This window comes from Kitasatospora sp. NBC_01539, from assembly GCF_045040525.1.
Classification (GTDB): Bacteria; Actinomycetota; Actinomycetes; order Streptomycetales; family Streptomycetaceae; genus Kitasatospora.
This window is the reverse complement of sequence record NZ_CP109390.1, coordinates 5,190,645-5,206,181: the sequence shown is the minus strand read 5'-3', so window position 1 is coordinate 5,206,181 and position 15,537 is coordinate 5,190,645. Positions and strand designations below refer to the sequence as shown.

Annotated in this window: 11 protein-coding genes; 1 reads left to right on the top strand and 10 read right to left on the bottom strand. The window is 74.9% G+C overall.

What is annotated here, in order from left to right:
- Positions 1 to 45: 45 nt before the first annotated feature.
- The 9 genes from OG335_RS22615 to OG335_RS22575 form a co-directional block, all read right to left on the bottom strand.
- Positions 46 to 1,830, bottom strand: coding sequence for a GMC oxidoreductase (locus tag OG335_RS22615; protein WP_405012940.1), 1,785 nt, complete (start codon positions 1,828 to 1,830; stop codon positions 46 to 48).
- Between the two features lie 49 nt (positions 1,831 to 1,879).
- Positions 1,880 to 3,514 carry a succinic semialdehyde dehydrogenase gene (locus OG335_RS22610; RefSeq protein ID WP_405012939.1) on the bottom strand — a complete coding sequence of 545 codons (1,635 nt, stop codon included), beginning with the start codon at positions 3,512 to 3,514 and terminating at the stop codon, positions 1,880 to 1,882.
- 98 nt (positions 3,515 to 3,612) lie between these two features.
- Positions 3,613 to 5,316, bottom strand: a complete 1,704-nt coding sequence (locus OG335_RS22605) for a protein kinase domain-containing protein (RefSeq protein ID WP_405012938.1) — start codon at positions 5,314 to 5,316, stop codon at positions 3,613 to 3,615.
- A gap of 148 nt (positions 5,317 to 5,464) precedes the next feature.
- The gene (locus tag OG335_RS22600; protein WP_405012937.1) at positions 5,465 to 6,547 is read right to left on the bottom strand and encodes a protein kinase; all 1,083 of its coding nucleotides are present in this window, start codon (positions 6,545 to 6,547) and stop codon (positions 5,465 to 5,467) included.
- 151 nt (positions 6,548 to 6,698) lie between these two features.
- Positions 6,699 to 8,534 carry a serine/threonine-protein kinase gene (locus OG335_RS22595; RefSeq protein WP_405012936.1) on the bottom strand — a complete coding sequence of 612 codons (1,836 nt, stop codon included), beginning with the start codon at positions 8,532 to 8,534 and terminating at the stop codon, positions 6,699 to 6,701.
- A gap of 278 nt (positions 8,535 to 8,812) precedes the next feature.
- A complete protein-coding gene (locus OG335_RS22590) occupies positions 8,813 to 9,940 on the bottom strand; it encodes a GuaB3 family IMP dehydrogenase-related protein (RefSeq protein WP_405012935.1) in 1,128 nt (375 codons plus the stop codon).
- A gap of 165 nt (positions 9,941 to 10,105) precedes the next feature.
- Complete coding sequence (gene guaB, locus OG335_RS22585) at positions 10,106 to 11,611, bottom strand: IMP dehydrogenase (protein WP_405012934.1); 1,506 nt, start codon at positions 11,609 to 11,611, stop codon at positions 10,106 to 10,108.
- 273 nt (positions 11,612 to 11,884) lie between these two features.
- Positions 11,885 to 12,577 carry an RNA polymerase sigma factor ShbA gene (gene shbA / locus OG335_RS22580; RefSeq protein ID WP_405012933.1) on the bottom strand — a complete coding sequence of 231 codons (693 nt, stop codon included), beginning with the start codon at positions 12,575 to 12,577 and terminating at the stop codon, positions 11,885 to 11,887.
- Positions 12,578 to 12,825: 248 nt separating this feature from the next.
- A complete protein-coding gene (locus tag OG335_RS22575) occupies positions 12,826 to 13,437 on the bottom strand; it encodes a response regulator transcription factor (RefSeq protein ID WP_014136228.1) in 612 nt (203 codons plus the stop codon).
- 577 nt (positions 13,438 to 14,014) lie between these two features.
- Here OG335_RS22575 and OG335_RS22570 point away from each other — a divergent pair.
- A complete protein-coding gene (locus tag OG335_RS22570; RefSeq protein ID WP_405012932.1) occupies positions 14,015 to 14,344 on the top strand; it encodes a WhiB family transcriptional regulator in 330 nt (109 codons plus the stop codon).
- A gap of 90 nt (positions 14,345 to 14,434) precedes the next feature.
- On the opposite strand, the gene OG335_RS22565 is transcribed toward OG335_RS22570, so the two are convergent.
- Positions 14,435 to 15,436 carry a LysR family transcriptional regulator gene (locus OG335_RS22565; protein ID WP_405012931.1) on the bottom strand — a complete coding sequence of 334 codons (1,002 nt, stop codon included), beginning with the start codon at positions 15,434 to 15,436 and terminating at the stop codon, positions 14,435 to 14,437.
- Positions 15,437 to 15,537: the final 101 nt, after the last annotated feature.

Sequence of the window (15,537 nt, the reverse complement as noted above, 5' to 3'; positions counted from 1 at the left end):
GCCGTTTATCCCACCGGCCGCGACGGGCTGTCAATCATGAACAGTTCAGGCCGGATCCCGGCGGGCCGGCACCTCGGGCACGGGCAGCAGCGGCAGCCGCAGCTCCCCGAACGCCCCGGCGGGCACCGCGGGCCGCCGCGGCGGGACGGCCCCGACCCGGCGGTAGTCCTCGCCCTGCGCGGGCCTCGGGTCGGCCTCGCCGTTGTTCGGCCAGAGCGACATCGCCCGCTCGGCCTGCGCCGTGATGGTCAGCGACGGGTTGACGCCGAGGTTGGCGGAGACCGCGGCGCCGTCCACCACGTGGATGCCGGGGTGCCCGTGGAGCCGGTGGTACGGGTCGATCACGCCCTGCTCCGCGTCCGCGCCGATCGGGCAGCCGCCGAGGAAGTGCGCGGTCATCGGCATGCGCATCAGCTCGCCCACGTTGGTGCCGGCGAAGCCGTTGATCTCGTCGGCCAGCAGGCGGGCGGCCTCCTCGCCCTCGGGGATGTGCTCGGGGTTCGGCGCGCCGTGCCCCTGCTTCGCCGTCAGCAGGCCCTTGCCGAGGCCGGAGGGCTTGCGGAAGGTCGTCAGCGAGTTGTCGAGGGACTGCATGACCAGGCCGATGATCGTCCGCTCCGACCAGCGGCGCTTCGAGAGGTTCCGGACCGACAGCACGGGGTGCCGCACCGTCGTCGCGAGGTAGGAGAGCAGGTTCGAGCGGCCGTGCGGGAACTGCAGGATGGTCATCAGGCCCATCGCGTTCGAGCCCTTGCCGTAGCGGACCGGCTCGATGTGGGTGTCGCCGTCCGGGTGGATCGACGAGGTGATCGCCACCCCGCGGCTGAAGTCCGCCCGCGGCTCGCCGGTCTTCCGCCGGTAGCGGCGGTCGCTGGTGAGCGCACCGACCAGCGACTCCGAGTTGGTGCGGGTCAGGAAGCCGAGCCGCCCGGAGATCCGCGGCAGCCGGCCGGTGTCGCGCATGGCGTGCAGCAGCGTCTGCGTGCCGTACGTGCCGGCGGCGACGACGACCTGCCGGGCGCGGATCACGCCGCGCCCGCCCTTGCGCCGCCGGTCGGTGGGCACGGTGGTGACGGCGTAGCCGCCGTCCGGGTCCTCGGCGAGGTCGACCACCGTGGTGAGCGGCCGGATCTCCGCCCCCGCCTGCTCGGCGAGGTGGAGGTAGTTCTCGATCAGCATGTTCTTGGCGCCGTGGCGGCACCCGGTCATGCACTCGCCGCACTCGGTGCAGGCCCTGCGGGCCGGTCCCGCCCCGCCGAAGTACGGGTCGGGGACCTCCGCGCCGGGGGTGCACCGCGCGGTGCCGTCGGCGTCCCCGCCGTCGCCGAAGAACACCCCGACCGGTGCGAGGTGGAAGGTGTCGCCGACGCCCATCCGCTCGGCGGCGGCCCGCAGGTGGGTGTCGGCGGCGGTCACCGTCGGGTTGAGGCGCACGCCGAGCATCCGCTGCGCCTGGTCGTAGTGCGGGGCGAGCTCGTCCTGCCAGTCGGTGATGCCGGCCCACTGGCGGTCCTCGAAGAAGGCCTTCGGCGGCACGTACAGCGTGTTGGCGTAGTTGAGCGAGCCGCCGCCGACGCCCGCGCCCGCCAGCACCAGGACGTTGCTCAGCAGGTGGATGCGCTGGATGCCGAACAGGCCGAGGGCCGGGGCCCACAGGTAGCGGCGCAGGTCCCAGGAGTTCTTCGGCAGGGTCTCCGCGCTCCAGCGCCGGCCGGCCTCCAGGACGGCCACCCGGTAGCCCTTCTCGGTGAGCCGCAGGGCCGCGACCGAGCCGCCGAAGCCCGACCCGACCACCACGACGTCGTAGTCGTATCCGCCGTTGTCCGCCATCTGCCGCTGCTCCTTCGAGGGTGGGGGCGCTACCGGGTCCGACGGGTGGCTACCGGAAGCGGAGGGTCTTCAGTGCCTTGAGGCCGGTGGTGAGCAGGGCCGCGAACCGCTGGTCGTCGAGGCCGTGCGAGGGCCCGATCGGCATCAGCCGCTGGGTGGCGATCGTCTGGCCCTCGGTGAACCGCAGGATGCCCTCGGAGCCGTGCCGCCGGCCGAGCCCGGAGTCGCCCATGCCGCCCATCGGCGAGGCCACCGAGCCGTACGCGGCGGCGTACGCCTCGTTGACGTTGACCGTGCCGGAGGTCAGGCGGGCGGCGACGGCCCGGCCGCGGCGGGTGTCCTTCGTCCAGACGCTGGCGTTCAGGCCGTACGGGGTGGAGTTGGCCAGGGCGACGGCCTCGTCCTCGGTGTCGAAGCGGTAGACGGAGACGACCGGGCCGAAGGTCTCCTCCGTGCACACGGCCATGCCGGGGGTGACGCCGTCGAGCACGGTGGGCTCGTGGAAGAGCGGGCCGAGGTCCGGGCGGGCGCGGCCGCCGGTGAGCACGGTCGCCCCGGCCTTGACCGCCTCCTCGACGTGCCGGGTGACGGTCTCCAGCTGCCGGGCGGACACCAGCGAGCCCATGTCGGCGCCGTACGCGAGACCGCCGCCGAGGCGCAGCGCCCGGGTGCGGGCGGTGAAGCGCTCCAGGAAGGCGTCGGCGACGGAGCGGTGCACGAAGAGCCGCTCGATGGAGATGCACAGCTGGCCCGCGGAGGAGAAGCAGGCCCGCACGGCGCCTTCGGCGGCCCGGTCGAGGTCGGCGTCGGCGAGCACGAGCAGGGCGTTCTTGCCGCCGAGTTCGAGGGAGCTGCCGACCAGGCGGGCGGCTGCCTGCTGGGCCACCTCGCGGCCGGTGCGGGTGGAGCCGGTGAACGAGACGTAGTCGGCGTGCGCGACGACGGCCGGGCCGATCACCGGGCCGTCGCCGACGACGATCTGCCACAGGTCGGCGGGCAGGCCGGCCTCGACGAGCAGTTCGCGGGCCCAGAGGGCGGTGAGGGCGGTCTGGGTGTCGGGCTTGGTGACGACGGCGTTGCCCGCGACGAAGGCGGGCAGGGCGTCGCTGACGGACAGCTCCAGCGGGTAGTTCCACGGGGAGATCTGGCCGACGACGCCCTTGGGGCGGCGGCCCTCGACGGTGTGGGTGAGCACCGGCAGGGCGCCGCCGCGGCGGCGGTCGCGCAGGTAGGCGGGCGCCTTGCGGCCGTAGTGCCGGGCGGCGAGGGCCGCGCCGAGCACCTCCTCGAAGGCGTGCAGGCGGGTCTTGCCGGTCTCGGCCTGGACGAGGTCGAGCGCCTCGTCCTGCCGGGCGAGCAGCAGGTCGTGGAAGCGCAGCAGGACGGCGGCGCGGCGGCGGACCGGCAGCGCGGCCCACGCCTGCTGGGCGCGGCGGGCGAGCCGGAAGGCGGTCTGCACGTCGTCCGGGGTGGACTGCGGCAGGGTCGCGAGGGGCTCACCGGTGAGCGGGGCCAGCGTCTCGGCGGGCCCGGCGCCGCCGGGGGCGGTGATGCCGCGGGCCAGCCGGGCGACGAGGGCGGGGGTGACGGCCGAGGCGACCGTGCGGGCGGCGCCGGGCGCCGCGGGGTTGCGTCCGGCCCCGCCGTCGGGCCGGGCCTGTGCGTCTGCCGTGGTGTCCGTCATGGAGCGCAGCCTAGGCCCTCGGCGGCCGGATGTGTACCCGCCGGTAACACCATTTTCCGTGACGGGTCACGCACGGAGCGCGACCGGACGGTGCCCGGTCACTGCTCCACGGAGAAGTTGTTCAGCACGACCGTGAACCGGCGCAGCGCCTCCTGCCAGTCCTTCTCCGGCGAGGCCACCAGCACGTCGTAGGAGGTGCCGTCCTCGGAGCGGAACTCGGCCTCCTTGAGGTGGCGGCGCCCGGAACCGTCCAGCGAGAGGTAGCTGAACTCCCAGACCGCGCCCTCCTGGCCGTTGACCTTGATGGGCGTCAGGCTCTCGCGCCGGTAGTCCTTCCGGTTCAGGTCGATGCTCTCCTCCATCTGCCGGAAGTGCTCCATCGGCGTCAGGGGCTGGCCCACCGTCACCGCGAACTGCAGGTAGTGCACCTTGGCGTCCGGGCTGTAGTAGATCTCGTTGTTGTCGGTGGAGCGCACCCACGGCTTGCCGCCGACGGGCAGCGGGAAGCGGAAGCCGGCCGCGTCCTCCTTCCACGCGTAGCCGCCCGGCGCGGGGCCGGGGTCCTTCGACGGGTCGGTGGTGGGCACGTTGATCTGCGGCGCGGCGCTGGTCGTCCGGTCGTCGGGGGTGCCGCCGCCGGACCCGCCGAGGCCGAGGGCGTAGGCGGCCCCGCCGGCGACCAGCGCGGTGGCCACGCCGGCGAGCAGCAGTCGGGGCCAGAGGCGCCGCGTACGGCCCGGGGCGGGCGGCGGGAGGGGCTCGGTGGCCCGGGCGGGCCGCGGGAGGGGCGCGGGCGGCGCGGAGACGGTGGGCGCCGGGGCGGGCACGGGCAGCGTCGCGGCGGTCGGCGGCGTGGCCGGCTCGACGGGAGCGGCCGGGGCCTCGGTGCGGTCGACGACGGGCACGGCCTGCGTGGGCACCCGGTGCGCACTGCCGTGCACCTTCATGCCGACGGTGTGCCCGGCGGTGACCTCGCGCAGCATCCGGGCGGCCTCGTCGGCGCCGGGCCGCGCGGCCGGGTCCTTGGTCATGAGGGCGGCGAGCACCGGCCCGAGCGCGCCGGCGCGGCGGGGCTCCGGCAGCGGGTCGCCGACGACCGCGGCGAGGGTGGTGAGCGGGGAGGTGCGGCGGAACGGCGACTCGCCCTCGACGGCGGCGTACAGCGTCGCGCCGAGCCCCCACAGGTCGGAGGCCGCGCCGGGGCGGTCGCCCTGCGCGCGTTCGGGGGCCAGGTAGTCGGGCGAGCCGATCAGGTCGCCGGGGCGGGTCAGTTCGGTGGAGCCCTCGAAGGTGGCGATGCCGAAGTCCAGCAGGACGGCGCGGCCGGTGCCCTTCTCCAGCAGCACGTTGGCGGGCTTCACGTCGCGGTGCAGCACGCCGAGCTGGTGGCCGCGGTGCAGCGCGGCCAGCACCTGCAGGCCGACCTCGGCGGCCTCGCGGGGCAGCAGCGTGCCGTCCTGGCCGATCACGTCGGCGAGCGAGCGGCCGTCGACGAGCTCCATGACGATCCAGGGCCGGCCGTCGTCCTCCAGCACGTCGTGGATGGTGATGACGCCCGGGTGCTTGATGCGGGCGGCGGCCCGCGCCTCCCGCTTCATGCGGGACTGCAGGATCTCCAGCTCCTCCTCGGGGAGGTGGCTGACGGTGAGTTCCTTGACGGCCACCTCGCGGTCGAGCATCTCGTCGCGCGCCCGCCAGACGGTGCCCATGCCGCCGCGGCCCAGCCGGTCGCCGAGCACGTACCGGCCGGCCAGCACGCGGGCGGTGTCCCTGCCGTCCGTCGACCGGTCCTGCACACCCATGGCGACCGTTCCCCCATCGTCGTTCCGCCGTCACCGCGACGGAGGATTCGGTGCACCGCAGACCCACCGTACGGACATCTTCCAACCCCACCCTAGGCGGCCGTCGCCCGGGGTTCGACAAACGGGCCGCAACCCGCCCGCGGACCGTTCAGCCCGCGACCAGCACCACCGCGGCCAGTCCCGCCAGCAGGGCCAGCAGCACCCCGCCGACCAGCAGCGGCCCCAGCAGGGAGGGCGGCACCCGCGGCGGACGGCGCGGCACCGGCAGCCGCTCCCGGCCGGCGTCCGCGCCGGGCCGCCGGGCGCGCGGGTGCGGCACCACGGGCCCGGCCGGGCGCACCACCGGCAGCAGCGGCGGAGCGTCGCGCAGCCCGTACGGCTCCGGTGCGCCGGCGAGCAGGCCGCGCAGCCGCTGCTGGACGTCCTGGGCGGTGGGCCGTGCGCCGGGCCGGGCGTCGAGCAGGTCGTCGACCAGGCCCCGCAGGGGGCCGCAGCCGTCCGACGGGTACCTGCGGCCGTCGCGGACGGCGGCCAGCAGGGTCGGCAGGTCGTCCTCCGGGTACGGGCCGTGGCCGGCCAGCAGCCGGTGCAGCAGCACGCCGAGCGCCCAGCAGTCGGCGGCCGGGCCGGCGTCGGCCGGCCAGCGCTCCGCGCGGGCGCCGAGCAGGTCGGCCCGGGCCTCGTAGACCCGGCGCGGCACGGGACCGCCGAGCTCCGCGCAGAGGGCCTCCTGGGCGGCGCCGAGCAGCAGGCCGCCGAGCTGGGCGGCGCCGTCCTCGCAGACCAGCACCGAGGCGGCGGTGACGTTGCCGTGCGTCAGGCCCGCCTCGTGGAGGGCGCGCAGGGCGCCCGCGAGGTCGGCGGCGATCTCGGCCACCCGGTACGCGGGCACCGGGCCGGCCCCGGCGAGGACGTCCAGCGGGGCGCCGCCGAGGCGCTCCTCGGCGACCCAGAGCAGGTCGCCGTCGGCGACGGCCCCGGTCTGGGCCAGCAGCCGGGGGTGACGCGGGGCGGCGGCGGCGAGGGCGGTGGCCAGGTCGGCCAGCCGGCCGCCCGTCCGCGGGTCGTCGCCGCCGTACACCTGACCGGGGATCAGCAGTTCGGGGAGGTCGAGGGCGTGCAGCAGCACCGGCGCACCCGACGCGGTGTCCAGCGCGGGCAGGCCGCCGCCCACCGGACGGTCCGTCACCCGGTACCGTCCGGCCACCACCTGACCGGGGGCCGCTCGCATGTGGAATCCTCTCGACCCGGCCAGCGTACGTCGGCACGGCCTCCGCCGGGCCCGGGCGCGGGCCGCGGAGCCGCCGCGGGCCCGCGGCTCCGAGGACGGCCGGCCGGCGCCGACGGTTGCACCGGGCGCCCGGGCCGCCCGCGGCCTCAGGTCACGGGGCGGGCCGGAAGGTCGCGAAACCGGTGCTGCGGGCCGCCGTGTCGGCGGCGGAGTTCCAGTCGGCGTCGGTGGTCGTCCAGTAGAGCGCGTAGCCGTACTTGCCGCCGCCGGTGACGAATCCGCGGTTCAGCGAGTGGTAGGTGGTGCTGCTGCCGTACGTCCACTCCCAGTCGGCGGCGTTGGTCCACTCGCGGTAGACGAGCGCCTGCAGCTGGATGCGCCGGTAGTTGCGGAAGGTCTGGTGCCGCTCGCTGGCCTGCCAGTCGGCGAGGGCGCTGTTCCCGGCGCCGAGCGTCCAGTCGACGACCAGCTTGAGGCCGTTGCCCTCGTACTTGCGGCTGGTCGCGTCGTAGTCCTGGCCCTTGTCGGCCATCCAGTCGGGCAGCACGATCGAGAAGCCGGAGGAGTCGCGGACGGTCCGGTACCCGGCCGGGACGGCGCCGTCGCCGCCGCCGCCGGGCGGGGTGGTGGCCGGGGCCGAGGCCGGCGGCGTGGACGCCGCGGCACTCGCGGAGGGCGGCGGCGTCGTCGCCGCGGCACTCGCGGAGCCCCCGGCGGAGGGGGTGCCGGCCGGGGCGGTGGCGGCCGCGGGCGAGCTCGCCGAGTCGGCGGACGGCGTGCCGCTGCTCCGGTCCTCGTCCCCGTCGCGCAGCACCAGGGCCAGGCCGACGAGCAGCAGGACGAGCAGCAGGGCGCCGGTGGCGATCAGCACGTTGCGGGGCGGCCCGCCCTGCGGCCGGACCACGGGGAGCGGCTCCGTGGGCGGGGCTGCCGGGGTCACGGGGGGCACGGCCGGCGCCGGCCCGGGTATCGGTCCGGCGGCACGGCTGCCGACCCGCACGGTGCCGACGCCGCCGCGCCGCGGACGGGCCGGGGCGGGCGCGGGGGTGGCGGGCTCCGCGGCGGGCTCCGCCGGGGCCGGCGCGGGCACGGGCATCGCCCTGGTGGGCTCGGCGACCGGCACCGCCTGCTGCGTGGTGGCCTCGGCGCGCGTCGTCGCCTCGGCGACGATCCGGCGCAGCGCGGCGCGGGTCGCGGAGGCGTCCAGGCGGAGGTCCGGGTCCTTCTCCAGCAGCCCTTCGATGACGGGCCGCAGCGGCCCGGCGTTGACCGGCGGGGTGAGGTCCTCGGTCATCACCGCGGTGAGGGTGGCGAGCGCCGAGCCGCGGTCGTACGGGGGTACGCCCTCGACCATGGCGTAGAGCGTGCCGCCGAGCGACCACAGGTCGGCGGGCGGGCCGGGCTTGCGTCCGCGGGCCCGCTCGGGCGAGATGTAGGACGGCGCGCCGACGAGCATGCCGGTGGAGGTGACGGAGGTGTCGCCCTCGACGCTGGCGATGCCGAAGTCGGTGAGGACGACGCGGCCGTCGTCGCCGATGAGCACGTTGGACGGCTTCACGTCGCGGTGCAGGATGCCGTGGGCGTGCGCGGCGGAGAGGACGCCCAGCACGTCGAGGGCGATCTCCGCGGCGCGGGCGGGCTTCAGCGGGCCGTCGTCCTTGATCACGTCGGCGAGGGAGCGGGACTCCACCAGCTCCATGACGATCCAGGGCCGCTCGTCCTCCTCGACGACGTCGAAGACGGTGACGGCGGCGGTGTGGCGGATCCGGGCGGTGGCCTTGGCCTCGCGGAGGGTCCGGACGATCAGGCGGTGCTTCTCGTCCTCGTCGACCCCGCCGTGCATGCGGAGTTCCTTGACGGCGACGACCCGGCCGAGCATCTCGTCCTCGGCCCGCCAGACCGTTCCCATTCCGCCACGGCCGAGCACCTCGGTCAGTCGGTACCGGCCGGCGAGCAGACGGCCGGTGGGCTCCTGCGGCTGCGTCATCGTGCGCTCCCCCATGTTGTGCTGGCCGTGTCGGTGATGACGGCGCGTCGGGCCACCGCGGGCGCACCCGGGCCTCAGAACGCCAAGTGCCCATCATCTCCTGTCGCTTCGGCCCGGGACCAATCGGCCCCATGGCCTGCGGTGGTCCCGCTACGGGGCAACGGTCCGTGCGTGGCCGAAAAACATCGCTCCGGACGGCCCGGAACGGGCCCCGCGGCCCGCCGCCGGGCACGCCGGAGCCCCCGGCCGCGCGGGCGGACGGGGGCTCGTACGGCCTGTCAGCGGTGGTTCAGCGCCGGGTTGACGGTGACCTCGACCCGCTGGAACTCCTTGAGCTCCGAGTAGCCGGTGGTGGCCATGGCGCGGCGCAGCGCACCGAAGAGGTTCATCGTGCCGTCGGGGGTGTGCGACGGGCCGGTGAGGATCTCCTCGATGGTGCCGACGGTGCCGAGGTCGACCTTCTTGCCGCGCGGCACGTCGTCGTGGACGGCCTCCATGCCCCAGTGGTGGCCCTTGCCGGGCGCGTCGGTGGCGCGCGCGAGCGCGGCACCGATCATGACGGCGTCGGCACCGCACGCGACGGCCTTGGCGATGTCGCCGCTGTAGCCGACGCCGCCGTCCGCGATGACGTGCACGTAGCGGCCGCCGGACTCGTCCATGTAGTCGCGGCGGGCCGCGGCCACGTCGGCGACGGCGGTGGCCATCGGCACCTGGATGCCGAGCACGTTGCGGGTGGTGTGGGCGGCGCCGCCGCCGAAGCCGACGAGCACGCCGGCCGCGCCGGTCCGCATCAGGTGCAGCGCGGCGGTGTAGGTGGCGCAGCCGCCGACGATCACCGGCACGTCGAGCTCGTAGATGAACTGCTTGAGGTTGAGCGGCTCGGCGGCGCCGGAGACGTGCTCGGCGGAGACGGTGGTGCCGCGGATCACGAAGACGTCCACGCCGGCGTCGACGACGGCCTTGGAGAACTCGGCGGTGCGCTGCGGCGAGAGCGCGGCGGCGGTGACGACGCCGGAGTCGCGCACCTCCTTGATGCGCTGCCCGATCAGCTCGGCCTTGATGGGCTCGGCGTAGATCTCCTGGAGGCGGCGGGTGGCGGCGGCCTCGTCGGTGATCGCGGCGATCTCGTCGAGCAGCGGCTGCGGGTCCTCGTAGCGGGTCCAGAGGCCTTCGAGGTTGAGCACGCCGAGGCCGCCGAGGTTGCCGATGGCGATGGCCTGCTGCGGGGAGACCACGCTGTCCATGGGCGCCGCCAGGAAGGGCAGCTCGAAGCGGTAGGCGTCGATCTGCCAGGCGATCGAGACCTCCTTCGGGTCGCGGGTCCGGCGGCTGGGGACGACGGCGATGTCGTCGAAGGAGTACGCCCGTCGGCCGCGCTTGCCTCGCCCGATCTCGATCTCAGTCACTTCGAGCCCTTCTGCTGCTTCTTTTCTCCCGACCGGGTCACCCCGGCCGCCCACCAGTATCCCGCACCGGGCCGCCGCCGTGCCGCGGCCACCCGCGGGCCGGACACCCCGGGCAGCGCGCAGGGCCCGCGCCGGGTGCGGCGCGGGCCCTGCGAGCGGCGGGGGTCAGCCCCGGCTGGTGTAGTTCGGGGCCTCGACGGTCATCTGGATGTCGTGCGGGTGGCTCTCCTTGAGGCCCGCCGAGGTGATCCGGACGAACCGGCCCTTGCTCTCCATCTCGGCGACGGTGGCCGCGCCGACGTAGCCCATGGTCTGCCGCAGGCCGCCGACCAGCTGGTGCAGCACGGCCGAGAGCGGGCCGCGGTAGGGCACCTGGCCCTCGATGCCCTCGGGCACGAGCTTGTCGTCGGAGGAGACCTCGGCCTGGAAGTAGCGGTCCTTGGAGTACGAGCGGCCCTGGCCGCGCGACTGCATGGCGCCGAGCGAGCCCATGCCGCGGTACGACTTGAACTGCTTGCCGTTGATGAACATCAGCTCGCCGGGCGACTCCTCGCAGCCGGCCAGCAGCGAGCCGAGCATCACGGTGTCGGCGCCGGCGGCGAGCGCCTTGCCGATGTCGCCCGAGTACTGCAGGCCGCCGTCGCCGATGACCGGCACGCCGGCCGCCTGACAGGCGACGGCGGCCTCGTAGATCGCGGTGACCTGCGGCACGCCGATGCCGGCGACGACGCGGGTGGTGCAGATCGAGCCGGGGCCGACGCCGACCTTGACGCCGTCGACACCGGCGTCGATCAGGGCCTGGGCGCCGTCGCGGGTGGCGACGTTGCCGCCGACCACGTCGACGGAGACGGCCGACTTGATCTTCTCGATCCAGGCGAGCGCGTTGTGGCTGTGGCCGTGCGAGGTGTCGACGACGAGGAAGTCGACGCCGGCGGAGACCAGGGCCTGTGCGCGGTCGAAGGCCTCGGCGGAGGCGCCGACGGCGGCGCCGACGAGCAGGCGGCCCTCGGCGTCCTTGGCGGCGTTCGGGTACTGCTCGGCCTTGACGAAGTCCTTGACGGTGATGAGGCCCTTGATCCGGCCCTCGTCGTCGACCAGCGGCAGCTTCTCGATCTTGTGGCGGCGCAGCAGCGCCATCGCGTCCACGCCGGAGATGCCGACCTTGCCGGTGATCAGCGGCATCGGGGTCATGATCTCCGCGACCTTGCGGCTGCGGTCGGTCTCGAAGGCCATGTCGCGGTTGGTGACGATGCCGAGCAGGCGGCCCTCGGGGGTGGCGACCGGGACGCCGCTGATGCGGAACTTCGCGCAGAGCGCGTCGGCGTCGGCGAGCGTCGCCTCGGGGCCGACCGTGATCGGGTCGGCGACCATGCCGGACTCGGAGCGCTTGACCAGGTCGACCTGGTTGGCCTGGTCCTCGACGGACAGGTTGCGGTGCAGCACGCCGACGCCGCCCTGGCGGGCCATGGAGATGGCCATCCGCGACTCGGTGACCTTGTCCATCGCCGCGGAGAGCAGCGGGATGTTCACCCGGACGTTGCGCGAGACGCGCGAGGAGGTGTCGACCTCGTTGGGGAGCACCCCGGAGGCCCCCGGCAGCAGCAGGACGTCGTCGTACGTGAGCCCGAGCATCGCGAACTTCTCGGGTACGCCTGCGGCGTTGTAAGACATTTCTGGGGACCTTCCGTGGCGGCCGCTGATCTGATCGCTTCCGGATGAGGGTGTCCGGACGCGTGGGTCTCGGAGGGTGGGGCACCGGAGCAGGTCCGGCGTCACACCCGCGCACACCGGCACGGACCGATTCGCCAAGACGCCGCAATGCTGGAGGTTCCTCCAGGGGAACCCCGACCGCACCCACGAAACTTTGGCGACCTGCCCAGGCGCCGATACCCCATGGTACCGGCGTCCGGCGTGTCGGATGGCGCCTCCTGGACAACGCCGGGATCAGGAGGACTCTTCCGCGAGCGCCCGCAGTCGGCTGAGCGCGCGGTGCTGGGCGACGCGCACGGCGCCGGGCGACATGCCGAGCACCTCGCCCGTCTCCTCGGCGGACAGCCCGGCGGCGACCCTCAGCAGCACGAGTTCGCGCTGGCGGGCGGGGAGGTTGGAGAGCAGTTCCCTGATCCAGGCGGCGTCGCTGCTGAGCAGCGCGCGCTCCTCCGGGCCGAGCGACTCGTCGGCGGTCTCCGGCAGGTCGTCGGGCGGGATCACGGTGGAGCCGGGGCCGCGCATCGCGGCCCGCTGCAGGTCGGCGATCTTGTGGGCGGCGATGCCGTAGACGAAGGCCTCGAAGGGCCGGCCCTCGTCGCGGTAGCGCGGCAGTGCGCAGAGCACCGCGACGCACACCTCCTGGACGACGTCGTCCACGTGGTGCCGGGCACCGCCGGGCAGCCGGACGAGCCGGCCGCGGCAGTAGCGGAGGGCGAGCGGGTGCACGTACGCGAGGAGGGCGTCGACGGCGGGGCCCTCCCCGGCGACGGCGGCCGCGACGACCTCGTTGAGCTGGGGGGACGGGCCGCTGCCCAGGACCGGCCGGCGGGGCCCGGCGGGGTGCGCGTACGAGACGGCCTCCGGGCCGTCGGGCTGTGCCTCGTCGGGCCGGGCCTCGGCCGGAGCGGCTGCCTCGTCGTCACGCATCGGTCCATGGTGCCTGGTCGACTCCGGGAACGCGGCACCGCGTCCGGAGTTGTGCACCGGAACGTTATGCGTGGACGCCGTACCCACCGCACCGCCTCCCGCCGCCGTACCGGTCGCCGCCTCTGCGGTCGCACTCGTCTCCGCAGTACCTGTCCGCTGGTCCCCGAGGTGCTCCACTCCTCCATGGTGCAGCCTCGGGACCACCACGTCACACGTCCGGGCCAAGGGATCTGCCGGGCGGCACCCTCTCAGCGGACCAGACCCCAGCGGAAGCCGAGCGCCACGGCGTGCGCGCGGTCCGATGCGCCGAGCTTCTTGAACAGTCGCCGGGCGTGCGTCTTGACGGTGTCCTCGGACAGGAAGAGCTCGCGCCCGATCTCCGCGTTGCTGCGGCCGTGGCTCATGCCTTCCAGCACCTGGATCTCACGGGCCGTCAGTGTCGGCGCCGCCCCCATGTCGGGGCTGCGCAGCCGGCGGGGGGCCAGGCGCCAGGTCGGGTCGGCGAGGGCCTGGGTGACGGTGGCCCGCAGCTCGGCGCGGGAGGCGTCCTTGTGCAGGTAGCCGCGGGCGCCGGCGGCCACCGCGAGGGCGACGCCGTCGAGGTCCTCGGCGACGGTGAGCATGATGATGCGGGCGCCCGGGTCGGCGGACAGCAGCCGCCGGACCGTCTCCACCCCGCCGAGGCCGGGCATGCGGACGTCCATCAGAACGAGATCGGAGCGGTCGGCCACCCAGCGGCGGAGGACCTCCTCACCGTTCGTCGCAGTGGTCACCCGGTCGACGCCGGGCACGGTCGCGACCGCTCGGCGAAGCGCCTCCCGGGCGAGCGGGGAATCGTCGCAGACGAGGACGGATGTCATGACCGTCCTCCGCAGCTGATCCGCGTCACGTTGAGCCTCCTGGCTGGTACGAACTCTCTCCGACACGGCCGTTTGGCGACGGGCCCCGTTTCTGATCGCCGATGCCACCGCGATCGTTCCCGAGGTCCGGCGCCCGCTAACCGCCTCCGTACATCCAACGACCGTCACTCGAATGAGTTACGGCCTTCGGGGCCATCACCGCCACTGTACGTGGCCGACCCATCACGCACCGGCCGCCTCGCGGCGCACACGCCGCAGTTTCGTGCGGTCCGCGCGCGGACCGCACGGCGCGCGCGGCCGAACCCGGGTGGTCGCACCCCGGGATCCGGTGCAGTGCCACCCGATTGCCACGCGGAGCCTGACCACCACCATGCCCCTTTTGTCCGTTTTTATAGCTTCCATACGGTCATTGACTGTTGTGTCGGTGTGTGGGTGACTTGTCCTGGTGAGTGGCGTAAGTCATATTTCCAGGTGTCCGTACCGGCCCCGTGCAGCCTCGCCGCAGCGAGCGGGCCCCGAGTCCTTGTGAAGCCGTCGAGTCCGAGCCCGAGTTCTGAGTGATTGAAGGGAATGAGCCATGGCCGATTTCTCCCGCCTCCCCGGTCCCAACGCAGACCTCTGGGACTGGCAGCTCTCCGCCGCCTGCCGGGGCGTGGACAGCTCGCTGTTCTTCCACCCCGAGGGTGAGCGCGGGGCCGCGCGCAGCTCGCGCGAGGCGAGTGCGAAGGAGGTCTGCATGCGGTGCCCGGTGCGCGCCGAGTGCGCGGCGCACGCCCTCGCCGTCCGCGAGCCGTACGGTGTGTGGGGAGGCCTGACCGAGGACGAGCGCGAGGAGCTGCTCGGCCGGGCGCGCAACCGGCAGCTGGTCGAGGTACCGCTGGCGATGCCGGCCACCATGCGGCGGTGAGGCCGGGGCAGGGCCGGGAGCGCCAGGGTCCGGCGCGCCAGGCTGTGCAGAAACGTTTCAGTCGCGCCGCCGTCCGGTGAGCGCGGCCCGTCAGTGTGCGGCGGCGACCGCCGTGAGCCGGTCCATCATCAGCTGCACCGCGGGCACGCCGACGAGGTCCGGCAGCGTCAGCGCCACCACCTCGCGCCGCGCCCGCTCCCCCGACGCCGCCACCAGGGGCACCGCCGCGACGCCCTCACGGCGCACCGCCCGCAGCGCCAGCCCCGGCAGCACCGCCACCCCCAGACCCGCCGCCACCAGCCCGACCACGGCCGGGTAGTCGTCGGTCGCGAAGTCGATCCGCGGCGCGAAGCCCGCCTCGGCGCACAGCTCCACCAGATGGCCGCGGCACTGCGGACAGCCCGCGATCCACGGTTCCTCCGCCAGCTCGGCCGGCGCCACCGGCCGGGCGTCCCGGTCTGCCAGCGGATGGCCGGCCGGGACGAGCACCACCAGCGGGTCGTCCAGCAGCGGCCGCACCACGAGGTCCGACCAGTCGGTCGCCGCGGCCGACGCCGCGGCCTCCAGCACCGCCTCCGCCCGTGCCTGCCGGGGCGGGGTCCGCGGCTCCGGCACCGGCCCGGCACCGCCGTACGCGCCCGGGTAGCGGAACGCCAGCGCCACCTCGCACTCGCCGGCCCGCAGCATCGCCAGCGACTCCGGCGGCTCCGCCTCCACCAGCGAGACCCGCACCCCGGGCCGGGCGGCCCGCAGCTGCGCCACGGCCTGCGGCACCAGGGTGGAGCTGGCCGTCGGGAAGGACACCAGCCGCACCCGCCCCGAACGCAGCCCGGCGATCGCGGCGACCTCCTCCTCCGCCGCCGACAGGCCCGCCAGGATCCCGGAGGTGTGCTTCAGCAGCACCTCGCCCGCCTCGCTGAGCTGCATGCCCCGCCCGGAGCGCACCACCAGCGGGGTCGCCACCGACTTCTCCAGCGCCTTCATCTGCTGGCTGACCGCCGGCTGGGTGCAGCCCAGCTCCCGCGCGGCGGCGGAGAAGGAGCCCGTCCGGGCGACGGCGCGCAGGACGCGGAGATGGCGGGCCTCGATCATGCGCCCAGGGTATAAGGCGCGCCGGGGTCCGCCCGGCGGGCGGAACGCCGGAGGCCCGGCCCGCCCCGGACGTGGTGTCCAGGGCGGGCCGGGCCTCGCGG